This window comes from Lentibacter sp. XHP0401 (genome assembly GCF_025751535.1).
In the GTDB taxonomy this organism is placed as follows: domain Bacteria; phylum Pseudomonadota; class Alphaproteobacteria; order Rhodobacterales; family Rhodobacteraceae; genus Lentibacter.
In genome coordinates, this window is the sequence record NZ_JAOWLC010000014.1 from 57,503 (window position 1) to 70,893 (window position 13,391).

At 51.9% G+C, this 13,391-nt stretch carries 11 protein-coding genes; all 11 read right to left on the reverse strand.

Annotation, left to right across the window (positions count from 1 at the left end; genetic code table 11):
• Nucleotides 1–11: 11 nt before the first annotated feature.
• The 11 genes from OE750_RS16290 to OE750_RS16340 all read right to left on the reverse strand — a co-directional run bounded on the left by OE750_RS16290 (nucleotide 12) and on the right by OE750_RS16340 (nucleotide 13,372).
• Nucleotides 12–539, reverse strand: a complete 528-nt coding sequence (locus OE750_RS16290; RefSeq protein ID WP_263765369.1) for a 2,4'-dihydroxyacetophenone dioxygenase family protein — start codon at nucleotides 537–539, stop codon at nucleotides 12–14.
• Between the two features lie 72 nt (nucleotides 540–611).
• Nucleotides 612–1,268, reverse strand: a complete 657-nt coding sequence (locus OE750_RS16295; protein WP_263765370.1) for a GntR family transcriptional regulator — start codon at nucleotides 1,266–1,268, stop codon at nucleotides 612–614.
• Between the two features lie 14 nt (nucleotides 1,269–1,282).
• The gene (locus OE750_RS16300; protein ID WP_263765371.1) at nucleotides 1,283–2,878 is read right to left on the reverse strand and encodes a GMC family oxidoreductase; all 1,596 of its coding nucleotides are present in this window, start codon (nucleotides 2,876–2,878) and stop codon (nucleotides 1,283–1,285) included.
• 471 nt (nucleotides 2,879–3,349) lie between these two features.
• Nucleotides 3,350–4,105, reverse strand: a complete 756-nt coding sequence (locus OE750_RS16305) for an alpha/beta hydrolase (RefSeq protein WP_263765372.1) — start codon at nucleotides 4,103–4,105, stop codon at nucleotides 3,350–3,352.
• A 524-nt stretch (nucleotides 4,106–4,629) separates the two neighbouring features.
• Nucleotides 4,630–5,967, reverse strand: coding sequence for a tyrosine-type recombinase/integrase (locus OE750_RS16310; RefSeq protein ID WP_263765373.1), 1,338 nt, complete (start codon nucleotides 5,965–5,967; stop codon nucleotides 4,630–4,632).
• A gap of 882 nt (nucleotides 5,968–6,849) precedes the next feature.
• Nucleotides 6,850–7,383 carry a carboxymuconolactone decarboxylase family protein gene (locus tag OE750_RS16315; RefSeq protein ID WP_263765374.1) on the reverse strand — a complete coding sequence of 178 codons (534 nt, stop codon included), beginning with the start codon at nucleotides 7,381–7,383 and terminating at the stop codon, nucleotides 6,850–6,852.
• Nucleotides 7,384–7,387: 4 nt separating this feature from the next.
• Entirely contained in the window at nucleotides 7,388–8,260 is an 873-nt protein-coding gene (locus OE750_RS16320; RefSeq protein WP_263765375.1) for a carbon-nitrogen hydrolase family protein, read from the reverse strand.
• The gene (locus tag OE750_RS16325; RefSeq protein WP_263765376.1) at nucleotides 8,257–9,912 is read right to left on the reverse strand and encodes an ABC transporter ATP-binding protein; all 1,656 of its coding nucleotides are present in this window, start codon (nucleotides 9,910–9,912) and stop codon (nucleotides 8,257–8,259) included. Before OE750_RS16325 ends, OE750_RS16320 begins: the two co-directional genes overlap by 4 nt.
• On the reverse strand, nucleotides 9,909–10,775 hold the full coding sequence (locus OE750_RS16330) for an ABC transporter permease (RefSeq protein WP_263765377.1): 867 nt from the start codon (nucleotides 10,773–10,775) through the stop codon (nucleotides 9,909–9,911). The genes OE750_RS16325 and OE750_RS16330 overlap by 4 nt, the downstream gene beginning before the upstream one ends.
• On the reverse strand, nucleotides 10,772–11,716 hold the full coding sequence (locus OE750_RS16335) for an ABC transporter permease (RefSeq protein WP_263765378.1): 945 nt from the start codon (nucleotides 11,714–11,716) through the stop codon (nucleotides 10,772–10,774). Before OE750_RS16335 ends, OE750_RS16330 begins: the two co-directional genes overlap by 4 nt.
• A gap of 72 nt (nucleotides 11,717–11,788) precedes the next feature.
• The gene (locus OE750_RS16340) at nucleotides 11,789–13,372 is read right to left on the reverse strand and encodes an ABC transporter substrate-binding protein (protein ID WP_263765379.1); all 1,584 of its coding nucleotides are present in this window, start codon (nucleotides 13,370–13,372) and stop codon (nucleotides 11,789–11,791) included.
• Between the last annotated feature and the right edge of the window lie 19 nt (nucleotides 13,373–13,391).

The window sequence follows — 13,391 nt, forward strand, 5'->3', positions numbered from 1 at the left end:
TGTTATGGTGTTCAGCGAATGAACTGTTCGACGTAATCTTCGCCCAGACCAACCGATTTGAAGTGCTCCCTGCACAGATCTATTTTTGTGAAAACGTCTTCGTAACCCAGGACTTTTCCGAAAGGGTCGACATAACACATGACGCCATTGACCTGAAAATATGTGATCATTTCCTCCACATCGTCGGGCACAACTAAGGTGTGGGTCTCACCGGGCGGTTCGTAGACATAGCCGCCTTCTTCCGCGACCCAATCATGTTCCAAATAGTGCCAACGCCCTTTCAAAACCCACCCATGAACCGGTTGTGGATGACGGTGGCGAGAAAGCACACCAGCTTTGCGAACCTTCAGAAGGTTCATCCAGTAGCCCTGCGAACGGTTCAGGCACAAAGGCCTGAACCATACGTTTTCAGCCTGAGGAACCCACAACCGTTCGTCGCAATTAGCAGCGTTGGGGATAACAATTTCTTCCAACGCATCTTTAGGAAAAGGCAGTTGGTAAGGTGTGCGAGGGTCGTGATCGTCGCCTTGAAGTGGCATTTCAATCTCCTTATGAAGTGCAAGGTAACATGTTTGTTAAACGTAGGTAGATCAACCGATCATGTCTGAAGGTTAGTCGGTTAGGATAATGTTGTAATAGGCACGGGTATTTTCGATATGACGCCGCAGAACTTCTTGGAGCCCCGTCAGATTTCCCGCACCAACTAGATCGCGGATTTCAAGGTGTTCCGTAATTGATGACTCGTTGTGCGTCTTAACTGTGGAAAATCGATGACGAAGAGCTGCGAAGGTTGATGATACCTGCGCCTCAAAAGTCGCCAACAGCAATGGAGACTGTGCGGCCTTAAACAGTGCAAGATGGAACTCCGTATCCAACTTCTGATATTTGTCTTGCTGTCCCTTCTCCAACGCATCTGTCATCTGCAAACATATATCAGTCAGCATTTTTTGGCAGTCGGCTTGGCCCACGTGAAGTGCAAGTCGTGCCGCCTCCAGCTCAAGAGCGGTTCGAAGGTGACACAACGATGTCAAATATTCGGGCTCAGGCTTGAAAACGTAAGTCCCTGACTGCGCACGGACCTCTACGAGACCTTCTGTCTGCAGACGCCCGAAAGCAGCTCGGATCGGAGCCTTCGTAACGCCGTATATATCCACAAGCTGGTTTTCAGATAGCTTCTCACCAAGCTTATAAGTACCGTCAATGATGTCACTACGAAGGCGTTCCAGAACAACCTCGGATATCTGTTTGGGTCTCTCGATCTTACTCATCCTGCAGCCTCCTCTTACTCGTTCAACATAAAGCGCGCAGCGCGCTCGGCGACAACAAGAGTTGTCGAATTGGTGTTGCCCGAGATGATCGTCGGCATCGCAGAAGCATCGGCAACGCGCAGCCCTTCGATACCTTTGACCTTCAAGTCGGCCGTCAAAACAGCTCGGCTATCATCTTCACGCCCCATGCGGACAGTCCCAACCGGATGGTAGACTGTTTTGACGAATTTTTTAGCGTGATCTTCCAGCGCGGCATCGTCCTGCAGGTCTGGCCCAGGAAAGACTTCTTTGGTAATAATTTCCCGGAGCGGTTCCTGATCAAGTATCTTGCGCGCAATCTTGAGGCCACCGACCGACAACCGTAGATCTTCTGGGTCTTCGAAGTAGTTTGGGTCCACCAATGGCTGTGTGTTCGCATTGTTGTTTGCAAGCCGCACTGACCCACGCGAGCCAGGCCGCAACACGCAAGAGTTGATCGTCAAACCATATGTAGGCTTAAGGTCGGTTGTGTCAGGGTCCAGATAGACCGAAGGCACACAAAACTGCTGTATCGTTGCTTCTTGTGACAGGTCATCGGGATGGAAAAACGAGCCCGCCTCGACACCATTTGACGCCACAGGCCCTGACTTGAACATCATATATTGAAGCCCGTTACGGATCTGGTTGAATCCTTTGTCCTGCCCGAAATATCCGTGTCCAGGCTTTGTGAATGCCAGCACTGGCACCTCGGTATGGTCCTGCAAGTTTTGCCCCACTCCTTCATGATCCACGAGGGTTTCGATCCCGTGCTCTTTGAGGTGAAAATGCGGACCAATCCCCGACAGCATCATAATCTTAGGCGTTGCTATTGCGCCTGCACAAAGAGCGATCTCGGAATTGGCTTTGACGGTTTCGGTCACGCCTTTGCGGGAATACTGCACGCCCGTCGCACGGCCGTTTTCTATAACGATTTTGTGGACTAAACAGCCCGTCAGCAGATCAATATTGCCAGTCGCCTTCATGGCTGGACGCAAAAAAGCAGATGACGCTGAGCAGCGTCGGCCGTTTTCAACCGATAGCTGAAAATACCCTGCTCCCGTCTGGCGCGGACCATTGAAGTCATTGTTAAATGGTATGCCCGCAGCCTGTGCTGCCAAAACGTAACTGCGGCTTAGATCGCAGATCTGCACCGGATCCGATACTTTCCATGGACCACCAATTGAGTGTAGTTCATCCTGCAAACGATTGTTATCTTCCATCTCCTTGAATATTGGCAAAAGTGCGTCCCATCCCCATCCCTCATCATCAGTGGCTTCTACCCAAGGCGTATAGTCGCCAGCCTGACCGCGGATGTAGACCATAGCATTTACTGAAGAACCTCCGCCCACCACTTTGCCAGTTGGCACCACGGGCTGACGACCGTGCAACCGCTGCTGAACAGTCGATTGATAAAACCACATGAATTTCTCAGTGCCGAGAAGCTTAACAAAGCCAGCAGGCATCGAGATAAGCGGATTTTTGTCGCTACCGCCCGCTTCAAGCACTAGAATTTTAGCGCCGGCATAGGCCAGCCGAGCCGCTAGAAGTGAGCCCGAAGACCCACCGCCAACGACGATGTAATCGTATGTCATATTTCCTCCCAGCGACAAAATCGCTTCCTTGCAACATTGGTAAAATGTAACATGTCAGTCTGTCAAGTTTTCAATTTGGACTTTTTTGAAAATTATACACCAGTCGCTACTGCACTTAAGTTTCACTTACTTTCTCTGTCGAGGGTATTTACAATTGTTTCCATTTGAACCACTCGATCAGCAGCATCCAGTCGCAATTATACGCCGAATAGACTGAATACCCTTCCGTTTTCAACGCCGCTCTGCGCGATACGAAGTGTAAAAAATGGCGCAACACATACTGCCATTTATGTCTGCGTTTTGCAGTTAGCCTTGTTGAGGTTCGGTCATCTCTCGAGCAACGGCAAAACGTCCCATGGGCAAGTGAGACGAGCCTTGGCTAGCTTTCTCCGCGGTGCTTTGTTCGCGCGTCATGACGTGGAGCAGATGATTTTCACAACCGATCTTAGCAAGATTAGATGAAACGGGGGCCTAACCATCGGCGATTTCTTGAAAGAACCGTCCCAAAGTATCGACAATGATGTCTTTGTCATTGTCCAACGTTGCGACATGGTATGATTCATTCAGCCAACGCAAGCGGACGTCATCAGATGAAACGTTTGCCAAAATATGGCGTGCGTTTGCAGCAGGCACAACATGATCTTCACGCGATTGGATAACCTGTATCGGGCAAGAAATACTCTTAAGTTTTGTATCCGTCCCCATGACCAGTGTCATCAAATGGCTCAACGAAGCTGACGGAATCTCTGTATAAGCAAGTTCTTTCGCGTTAGGATCCTTGATGTCAGAGCCGACACCTGGGAGGTATTCTGGCTTGGACGTCATGAACAGGACCTCGGCGATCTGATCATTCAGAATATGTGCCGCCGCGTTGATAGGCGCGATCGCCTGCACCATGTTAGGGTAACGCGCCGCAAGAGAGAGTGTAAGCGTTCCACCCATAGACAGCCCCGCCACAAACACCTTGGATCTGCGGGCGGCGAGATCCTTCAAGGCGCGGTCGGCTTCTTCTATCCAGTCCTCTTCATTGCTGGCTGCCATATCCTGCACCGTAGTTCCATGGCCAGGCAATCGGGCTCCGACAGTCGTGAAACCGAACCGCTTGTTCAACTGCTCGCCAACGTATCGCATGCTTTGCGTGGTCCCAGTAAAGCCGTGGATCAATAGCACCCCGATATCGTTGCCTGCGAACTCAAATGGTTCAGCACCTTCAAGAATATTTGTCATGTCGTATCTCCCACTTTCCCAACTAATGAATGCCGTCGGGTTTCCCCACGCTCATCGTGCGAACAATGAGATTATTTAGATGTCCTTACTTGTCTTAGCTTGAGAAATTTAGGTATGAAGTCAACAGGCGACATAGCCCCGTCGGCCTAGCTGACCTTTATCGTCAAGAACGGATGTTGGCGCGGCAACGTACTAATGTTTGCCCGGGGTGTGCATGACGTGATTATATAAAAGATAACATTTTCTTTTTTTAGGTGAGATTTCCTGAGGTGAAGATTCCTCCTCAATCCGCATTTAATTCCAAAAAAATTTTATGCTGGATCAGTTTCTATTGCTGGTGCAAAGCCCAGAAAAATCAGGCTGATCTATGCGTCTCCTATCCCCAAATGGCGCCCCAAAAGAATGCCGTTAAGACGCAAAGAAACGGTTCTCATCTTTGTCGCAAACACCACCTAGGCCCCATGCGGAACGTTTGTTATCTGGAGCGCTACTAGAGCCCCCCCCGAAGTTATCTGCCTATATAATTATGAAATCGGAGGACCCTCAATGGTCTCATACACATCAGCCAGACTGTTTAAAGCGGTTTTCTGAGGGTCTTGATACTCTACGATCCGCAAGTCGGATAAATAAGACTCCAGAGCTCGGCTCGTTCCTTCACGGCTGTGGTCAATACGGTGAGCCAGAATTCTATCGATCGTTCCTAGGTCGGTTCCAATCAATCGCAGGATTGATGCGGATGTCCGACGCAGATCATGTCGGTGCCATTCAGAAGTTCCACTTTGGCGTTGGATAGCTTTAGTTATCCGGTTCCAATTTCCAAGTGGCGTATTTTTCGTTGATGGAAAAACGAGGGCTTCAGGCATCTGCCGTTCGTAGCTCGGGAGCGATTTTAAAAGATCGAGTGCTGACCGGGATAAGGGCAAGGTCTGAGATCTTGGGAGCCCGCGCGTCGTTTTAACCTCAGGCTTGAACCATTCTTCTTTGCTGAAATCGACATGTTTCCAGCGCATCTGCACGACTTCATCCAGACGAGCGGCGGTTAACAGAATGAACTTCAATGCGATTGGTCGAACGTCAACAATACCGTTCATGCGCATTTTTAATTCTGGCCTTGCAGGATAGGTCAACCAAGGCAGAACCGCTGCAATCTCGTCACGTTCCAAAACGTGGTCCCGCTCACCTCGAATTTCCGGGTCTTCACTGGCCGGATCGATCGTATCGCGGAGATCCGGGACTTCAAGCGTTGGCAGCCGTTTTCGCCCAGATGCTCTGAAACGTTCACGGCCAGCAGCCCAATCGAGGACTGGCATCAAATAAAGGCGTGCTTTCTGAGTTTGACCGTTGGCGCTGCCCTTGCCGGAAAGGGGAATATAACCCAAAAGGGCATCAGCCAATTCATCCGCTGTGATGTCTACGACACGGCGATTTAGAAGCTTTGCAAATACTGCCTGAATTCGCCGTTCAGCTTCCGATCTGTCGGACTTTTTTGACGACTGCCAGATTTTCAGTGTTTCAGATTTAAGGCTCTTATACTCATCGATCAATTCCTGAAGTGTTGGAGCCTCACTACGTGCGTTTGCCTCCGCCTTAAGCACCTTATTAATGTTGCCCTTGGCACTTTTGATTTCAGCGCGTTTCTTTGCTGCCTGGGCACGAGCTTGTTTAAGAGAAATATCCGGATAAGCGCCGAGACTGACCCTCTGCTCAACACCGTCGAGGGAGCGAACACGAACCGAAAAAGTTTTATTCCCGATCGGAGTCATTCGCATCGTGAGCCCTGGCTCTCGGGTGTCGACATAATCCTCACGCTTTGCAGGAATATGTTTTTTAATGAATGCATCGGTCAGTTCGAGCTTGGCCATGTTGCGGTATCCTCAGCCTACTTAATACTACCCCCAGTATCTTGGGGACGCACTGGGGACGCAAATGGAGTCTGAGAGTTATCCACAGAATTCGTAAGAACTTCGCTCTGAAGCAGGTATAAAAGGCCTTGAATTTTTCGTAACTGTATGTTTTTAAAATATTTATACTCTGTAGAAATCATGCTTCTCAGCGAGTATTCCATACAACTCATTTCCTGTAGATTAAAAAGGATCAGGATTGAAAATCCTCGTGTCGGTGGTTCGATTCCGCCCCCGGGCACCACTTCAAATCATTGATATTTAAGTCGGAAATTCACCAGGCGGTGTGGAAAAGACCGGACTCCTATCTGGGGATGCATGGGGGCGCAATCCGTTTCGCACTCGTAGTCTTTAGAGAGTTCTCCGGATTCGGATTTCGGGGATTATCGCGGCTGCGGTCTGTCTGGAATATCCCATGCGACCGGACAGAAGAGAGGGCCCGAACAGCCCACCGCCAAAGGGGACTTCCCCTTCGAGGCGCAAATTTGGAAGCCGCTCAAATATCATGGGCATGGCAACTTCACTCACAAGGCAACGCGATACCCATGCGCCAGCGCGGAAATGCCGGACCGGCATCGAAGGCAATAGAAGCGCCTGTATCTTGCCTGATGTCAAAAATCCCATGTCGATCACTCCCATAACCCCCGACAACTCCCGCCAGGGGCAGGGGTGCACATGGGCATTTCTCAGTGATAATCCTGACCTCTACCAGGTCAGTTTTAAGTGACATTCAACATCCTATGTCCGGATCACCGGCTGGAAGAAATTACGTTCGATCCGGCAGTAGAAAACATTTGAGCACCTTCTGCGCGAATAGTGTTTGAGCCTGCCGCCTGAGCTCGCTCACACGAAATCGCCTAATTCAATCGAGATATCGGGATCAATGGGGGTTTTGTAGGTCTGAAGCAGGTAACCAAGTACCGAATAAAATCCCACCGTCGCGATCAGATCGATCACTGCTTCACGCCCAATGATGGACGCGAGTTCCGCCTCTTGCTCCAGCGACAATTGCTTTTCGTCGATCAGTGCATCAACCGCTCGCACGATGAGCCCATCTTCCCCGACTGGCATGTCGCGGATCGCTGCAATCCGTGCATCATCCATGCCGAGGGATCGCGCCCGACTTACGTGATGCGCCCATTCATAGTCAGAACCAAGCCTAACGCCGGTGCGCAAAATCACAACTTCTGCGCGGATCGGGCCAAGACTGCTATCTTTCACGATATGCTGGCGAAGTGGTGCCCAAGCCCGCAAAAGCGCAGGATGATGCGCCATGGTGCGGTAGACGTTCAGCGCTCCGGCAAACCCGCTGCGCATTTCTGCAATTTCGGCGGGCCATTGCGCATCGGTGAGAGGAGGGCATGGGGTGTCCATCATCCTCTCAATCCTCCAGCGGGTTGAAAAACGGCGCATAAAGCGCGAGGCGGCGGTCCGCCCAAATTCCGGTAAAACTGCGATAACGCGTAACCGCATCTAGATCTATCTGAAGGCGCAGCACGCCTTCTTTATCGTGATCCAGCTCACCTAAGAGCGTACCATCCGGTGCCAAACCACACGATCGGCCGAAAAACCGCTGATCACCGTGTGTTCCAGCTCGATTGCAGCTTAGAAAGAAAACGCCATTCTCAACCGCGCGCGTGTAGGCACGGTGAAGAAACAATCCTTCATCCATGACAGGAGCGCCATCAGGGCCGAAAGATGCCCAAACAGAGGTGACAATAGATGCGCCTTGCTGAGCAAGAATGCGTGTCACCTCAGGGAAGCGAATATCATAGCAAATCTGCATTCCCAGCCGGGTTCCCAACGCGGAAAAAACCGGGATTTTATCGCCCGGCGTGAAATAGAGTTTCTCGTTCTGCCACTGGTGGGTTTTTATATACTGAGTGATATTCCCTTCCGGCGTGATCAAGATCGAAGCATTGTAGATAATCCCATTGCGGAGCTGGTCTTGCATCCCAAGTCCCAAAACAAGCGTCACATGCTTCTCTGCCGCAAGACGGGCCAACGCTGCAATCTCCTCACCTTTTGGATCAGCGCAAGCAGCGCATAGCGCTTCGCCATAATGCGGAACATCTGAAACAAACGCCCCTCCCGGCACCAGCGGTTCTACATAACCTGTGTTGGCAAGTTCGGGGAAAACAATCAAATCGGCGCCAGCCTGCGCCTCAGCAGCAATGAATTCATAGATGCGGGCAAAGTTATGTGCGGGCGCGAGCGGTTTTGCATCAAACTGGACAAGACTGGCGTTTATCATACAAGCGCCCCAATGTTGCGGCCTTTTGCAAAATCCCAATCGCGGCCGGGCGCGGCATTGATCAAATCGCGAGTGTAGGCATGTTGGGGATGTGCCAAAACCTGTTCGGCGGGACCAAACTCAACAACCTTCCCACGCTGCATTACCATCACATCATCACAGATCTGAGCGGCAACGCGCAAATCATGGGTGATGAAGAGCACAGCGAGATTTTGGCGCTTTTGAACTTCTGCCAACAATTCCAATACCTGTGCCTGCACAGAGACGTCCAGTGCCGAAACGGCCTCATCTGCCACGATCACATCAGGGGACATCATAAGCGCGCGGGCGATTGCGATCCGCTGCCGCTGCCCCCCTGAAAATTGATGCGGGTAGCGATCCAGACTTTCACGCGGGAGGCGAACGATCTCTAGTATATCACCAGCACGGGCCATCGCTTCTGCTCGAGCTTCTCCCGAATTCAACGGCCCTTCAATGAGGCTTTCGCCGACTCTTAGTCGAGGATTGAGCGAGCGGTTAGGGTCCTGAAATATCATTTGCACGGCACGCCGCGCTTCTGCGAGTGCCTTTTGCCCTCTCAGAGGCACAATATCATTTCCATTAACGACTACAGCCCCACTCGTTGGGTCTTCCAGACGCAAAATGCATCGCGCGACGCTGGATTTCCCAGAACCGCTTTCGCCCACGATGCCCAGTGTCCGCCCTCGATCAAGCCGGAAGCTAACATCATTGACGGCATGCACCGAATGCTCCTCATGGCCAAGCAGTTTTGAGATGAAGGACTGAAAACTGAAAATTTTGTTGACCCCGATCAATTCCAGCACTTTCTCCTGCCCCTCTTGAGGCCGGGCCTTGCGCGGTGTCAGAGACGGCACAGCGGCCAAAAGATCACGGGTGTATTGCTCTTTTGGTTGACTTAGGACGTCTTGAACCTTTCCAGTCTCTACGATCTCTCCGTGGCGCATAACGCAGACACGATCCGCAATATCGACGACAACGCCCATATCATGGGTAATAAACAAAACGGCGGTGTTCTGCTCCTCTTTCAAGCGCTGGATCAGCTCGAGAATTTGCTTTTGTGTTGTCACGTCTAGTGCGGTCGTCGGTTCATCAGCGATCAGAAGCTTTGGTTTCAAAGCCAGCGCCATGGCAATCATAACACGTTGCCGCTGGCCCCCGGAAAGCTGGTGGGGGAAGCTATCATAAATCCGGGCAGGATCAGGAAGGCTCACCGATTCAAACGCTTCCAGCGCTGCGGCTTTGCGTTCGGGCTTGCGCATATCGCGGTGCGCGCGAAACACTTCATCCATTTGCAAACCGATGGTGAGCACCGGATTTAGCGCCGTCATCGGTTCTTGAAAGATCATCGCCATTTCAGAGCCGCGCAGCGCTCTGGTTCGGCTTGGACTGGCTTTGGTGATATCCTCATCATTCAAAAGCACCTCGCCGCCCGCCACGGCTAACTCACCGCGCGGCAGCAAATCCATTGAAACAAGCGATGTTACGGATTTGCCAGACCCGCTTTCCCCCACAAGACAAAGCGTCTCTCCAGGGAAAATATCAAAACTGATACCTTTCAAAATTTCCGCGGGGTTACGAGCCGTCGTTACGACCTTCAGGTCACGAACAGAAAGAACGGGAGCAGACGTCATATGGATCGTCCTTTCATCTTAGGGTCAAGCCTGTCGCGCAGCGCATCTCCCAGAAGGTTGATCGACAAAATGCACAGCGACAGAACGATTGCAGGCCAATAGACAAGCCAAGGGTTCAGCGCAAAGTAGAGCCTTCCTTCAGCCATAATATTTCCCCAGGTCGGGGTTTCAGTCCCTATCCCGACACCCAGAAATGACAATGCCGCTTCGGTCAGAATGGCGGATGCATAAATATATGTGCCTTGGACAATGAGAGGCGCGATGGTGGATGGCAAAAGGTGACGCCAGATCAGCCGCAAAGGCGGCGTTCCAAGCAAAACGGCTGCGTCAACAAATGTCTCGGACCGTGTAGAGAGCACACGTGAACGCACGAGCCGAACCACCTGTGGAATTTCAGGAAGCATAATCGCGATGATAACGGTTGTTAGCCCCGCATCCGTTAGGGCGACGATTGCGATCGCCAAGAGGATGCCCGGAATAGCCATCATCCCGTCCATCATTCGCATAAGCACTGCATCCAACCCACGGAACCAGCCAGCAAGCAACCCAAGCGGAAGCCCGATAACCAAGGCTCCGATCGACACTCCCGCCCCTACAAGCAAGGAGACCTGAGCGCCATAAATCACGCGCGAATAGAGATCGCGGCCATAACTATCGGTGCCCATCCAATATGTGTCATCCGCTGGCTTCAGTCGCATCATAGCATTTAGCTGGGTGGGCTCAAAATTGGCCACCGCAGGCGCAAACACCGCAATTGCGACGATTATAACAAGCACTACCAACGCCAACACTGTTGTCCAGTGTGGTGGATTCGTCAGCAGGCGGCTGCGTGGGGCTTTCTGGGCACTTTGCGATGGCTTCATTGGTAACGAATCCTTGGGTCTGTCAGTGCATAGGAAAGATCAATAAGAAGATTGATCACAACGTAGGTGCCTGCTGTGAGCAGGATAATTGCCTGGATCAGTGGGTAGTCACGGGCCAGAACCGCATCGACAACAAGGCGCCCAAGTCCGGGGATATTAAACACGGTCTCTGTCACAACCACGCCCGAGATCATCATGGCAAAGCCCGTGCCAACAACAGTAAGTATCGGAATCGCGGCATTGCGCAACGCATGGCGGAACAGCACAACAATTTCAGACAAGCCTTTGGCGCGGGCGGTGCGCACATAATCCTCACGCAGCACCTCCAACATAGAGGCACGGGTCATGCGAGAAACCAGCGCGATATAGATCGAGGCCAGCGCCAAACCGGGCAGGAATATACGATGCGCGAAGGGCCAAAAGCCATCTGCGAGAGGCTTGTAGCCCTGCACAGGAAACCAGCGCAAGTTGACGGCGAACACGCCAATCAACACATATCCGATAACAAAAATCGGAACCGAAAATCCGATCACGGAAAAAGCCATAACGGCGCGATCGGTCAGCCCACCGTGCCGCCAGGCAGCCAAAACACCCATTGGCAGGGAAATCAGCACCGTCAAACCCATCGCCGTTAGGGCAAGGGCAATGGTAGGCCCGATCCGCTGACCGATCATCTGCAAAACCGGCTGCTGTGAAATGAGGGATTGGCCGAAATCACCTTTGGCCATGCGTCCAACCCACGTAAAAAACTGGGTTGAAAGCGGCTCATTTAGACCAAGACTTTCCCTAATCTGTTCCAATTGCGCAGGTGTAGCCTGATCACCAGCAATCGCTTGGGCTGGGTCGCCGGGGGTAAGCCGCAGCAATAGAAAAATAAAGACCGCCACGAAAAACATCACAGGAATGGCTGTTAGTAGTCTACGCAGGAAATAACTTAACATTTCTGCCTCCATGGCGGCGCATAAAAATGACGGGCGGCGAAACAATCCACCGCCCGCAGCGATGTTAATCGTTTACTTGCTCACACCCCAGAACAAGGTGATTGGACCTGCCGGAACATCTTTCAGCTCAGTGCGCCAAGCAGCAACGGATTTGAACTCACCCGCGTTAAAGTAGAACGCATCATCCCAAGTGATTTTCTGGATTTCCTTGGCAATCTCTTTTTGCTCATCCAGCGATCCTGCCGTCAGATAAGCCGCACGCAATTCTTCAATGCGTGCATTCACGGGCCAGCCAGCCCAGGAATTATCATCACCCGAACCGTTGATCAGCGAATGGACCAATGGGTTCCAGATGCCTGCGACACCCCAATAGGTGAAGAAGAAATTCCAACCGCCATCGGCAACTGGCTGCCAGCCGTTTTTGCGCGACTGCAAAGTGGACCAATCCATCGACGCGACATCAACTGTGAAACCTGCTTCGCGCATGCGTTCGGCTGCGACAATCGGCTGCGTGGTTAGCACGGTCAGATCCGTAGGCTGCATCATCAGAACGGGCGTGCCGTCATAGCCGGAAGCCGCAAGGATCTCTTTGGCTTTTGCCATCCGCTCATCGGCTGTTCCAGCCAAATACTCCGCCCCCACGTCCGAGGCCAACGGCACTTCGCACCCATAGATGGATGGACAAAGCTGGAAGAAATCAGGGTTACCGATTGCAGTTTGCATGATGGTTTCCTGATCCAGCGCATACATTACAGCTTTGCGGACCTGCGGATTGTCAAAGGGAGGTAGACGGTGGTTGAAGCGCCCGGTTACTTGCGCGCCCAGCGGATTTTTGATTCCGGTTTCAACTTCGTCGTTCATCGCCAAAAGTGGCAGCAAATCAATGGTGACCTGTTCAATCAGGTCTACGTCCCCCGACTGAATCGCATTGATGGACGTTTGCATGTCAGGCATCGCCTGCCAAACCACCTTGTCCACATTCACAACCTTAGCTCCTGCAGTCCAGCTAGATGGTTCCTCGCGCGGGGTGTAGTCCATATTCTTTACGTAGACCGCCTGATCGCCCGGACGATATTCATCGGCTACAAACTTAAAGGGACCTGAGCCAACCATTTCGATTACTTGCTCGCCAACTGGCGTATCGGCCAAGCGTTTGGGCATAATAAATGCCGGAATTGGCGATGGTTTCGCCAAGAGTTCCAAAAGCGGGGCAAAGGGCGATTTCAGCTTGATCGTCAATACTTTGTCTGATGTCGCTTCTATGCTTTCCACATAGGTCATCATGGTGCCGCCGGACCCGTCTTTTTGCGACCAGCGATTGATCGAGGCCACAGCATCTTCAGCAACAACAGGCGTGCCATCATGCCATTGAAGCCCGTCGCGCAGAGTAAAGGTGTATGTCAGCATATCATCCGAAACGGCGAAATCAGCCATCTGCGGTTGTGGCTGATATTTATCATCCATGCCCAGCAAGGTTTCAAAAACCATGAACCCGTGCGTCCGAACAATCTGCGCCGTACTCAGATGTGGATCGAGAGAGCGCAGTGGCGCTTGCATCACGGCTGTGAGCGTGGTTTCGGCCCATACAGGCAACGCGGTGAAGGTGCTGGCAACCAGTGCTGCGCACCCAAGTGCTTTTAATCCGAACGTTTTCATTTACCTATCCTTGTTGGTT

Coding starts and splice junctions, on each gene's coding strand:
- OE750_RS16305 (WP_263765372.1), bottom strand. CDS start 4,105: ATGACAAATATTCTTGAAGGTGCTGAACCATTTGAGTTCGCAGGCAAC.
- OE750_RS16295 (WP_263765370.1), bottom strand. CDS start 1,268: ATGAGTAAGATCGAGAGACCCAAACAGATATCCGAGGTTGTTCTGGAA.
- OE750_RS16325 (WP_263765376.1), bottom strand. CDS start 9,912: ATGACGTCTGCTCCCGTTCTTTCTGTTCGTGACCTGAAGGTCGTAACG.
- OE750_RS16310 (WP_263765373.1), bottom strand. CDS start 5,967: ATGGCCAAGCTCGAACTGACCGATGCATTCATTAAAAAACATATTCCT.
- OE750_RS16320 (WP_263765375.1), bottom strand. CDS start 8,260: ATGATAAACGCCAGTCTTGTCCAGTTTGATGCAAAACCGCTCGCGCCC.
- OE750_RS16290 (WP_263765369.1), bottom strand. CDS start 539: ATGCCACTTCAAGGCGACGATCACGACCCTCGCACACCTTACCAACTG.
- OE750_RS16340 (WP_263765379.1), bottom strand. CDS start 13,372: ATGAAAACGTTCGGATTAAAAGCACTTGGGTGCGCAGCACTGGTTGCC.
- OE750_RS16300 (WP_263765371.1), bottom strand. CDS start 2,878: ATGACATACGATTACATCGTCGTTGGCGGTGGGTCTTCGGGCTCACTT.
- OE750_RS16335 (WP_263765378.1), bottom strand. CDS start 11,716: ATGTTAAGTTATTTCCTGCGTAGACTACTAACAGCCATTCCTGTGATG.
- OE750_RS16330 (WP_263765377.1), bottom strand. CDS start 10,775: ATGAAGCCATCGCAAAGTGCCCAGAAAGCCCCACGCAGCCGCCTGCTG.
- OE750_RS16315 (WP_263765374.1), bottom strand. CDS start 7,383: ATGATGGACACCCCATGCCCTCCTCTCACCGATGCGCAATGGCCCGCC.